The sequence below is a fragment of the Mesotoga sp. HF07.pep.5.2.highcov genome (assembly GCF_003666285.1).
Lineage (GTDB): Bacteria > Thermotogota > Thermotogae > Petrotogales > Kosmotogaceae > Mesotoga > Mesotoga prima.
Genome location: NZ_JFHJ01000466.1, coordinates 1 through 897, shown reverse-complemented (window position 1 = coordinate 897; position 897 = coordinate 1). Strand labels below are relative to the sequence as shown.

The following is an 897-nucleotide window of genomic DNA, read 5'->3' as shown; positions in this document are numbered from 1 at the left end:
GCCTGCTGAGCTTTGAGAGAAAGTCCGAGTTTTTGTTCGAGACGTTGAGAGACATTATGATTGAGTTCCATTAATTCTTCCCCTTCACTTCTGTTCCAGTTCCTTAAAAACCAGTGAGTAAGACTCGGCTATTTGAGAAGCCGAGTTGCAGGGCTCTGAAACAATCGATAGCTCTGCGGCTCTGCCCATGAAATACATAGCAAGTATCGCCGATTTGGTCAGCTCGCCCGTCTGTGAAGCGAAACCGGCAATAGTTCCTGAAAGAAGGTCTCCGCTCCCTGCCTTTGCGAGACCGGTATTCCCCGTCGTGTTTATGGTTATCTTTCCTTTGTCATCACACAGTACAGACGAAGCCCCCTTTAGAATGGCAGTTGTTCTGTTACCAACGCAAAACTGAATGAAGGATTTGAGATCAGTCTTACCTTCGTTCATCCGCGCAAACTCACCAATGTGCGGCGTTATTATGATTCTTTCAGATCGGGCGAGGACCGAGAGATCATTTGAGAGAGCGTAAAGTCCATCTGCGTCTACGACGAAATTCTTATCCGGGAAACTCTGGAGCAATTTAAGAATGAACTCAATACTTTCTTTTTCTCTTCCGGCACCCGGACCAACAACAATCGAGTCGATTTTTTCCATGATTTTTGGAAGTACCTCGATATCTCTTGGGATGAGGAAGTCCCCCCGACTTTCATAAGCGATGGCCTCGGGAAGGTTGTTTCTTATAACGGTTGCAGATCCCTTAGGGGTGTATGTGTAGACCATTCCACAACCAGATCGGAACGCCCCTAGAGCGGAGAGATACGGAGCACCTGTATAAATGTTGCTTCCCCCTACAACAAGCACGGAACCGAACGTGCCTTTGTAACTGTTAGGAGCTCTTTCCGGAATGAGTTT

At 47.2% G+C, this 897-nt stretch carries 1 protein-coding gene; it reads right to left on the bottom strand.

Annotated elements, in window-relative coordinates:
• Positions 1 to 84 precede the first annotated feature (84 nt).
• On the bottom strand, positions 85 to 897 hold an 813-nt coding region (locus BG32_RS09820; RefSeq protein WP_121526755.1), incomplete at its 5' end, for an NAD(P)H-hydrate dehydratase.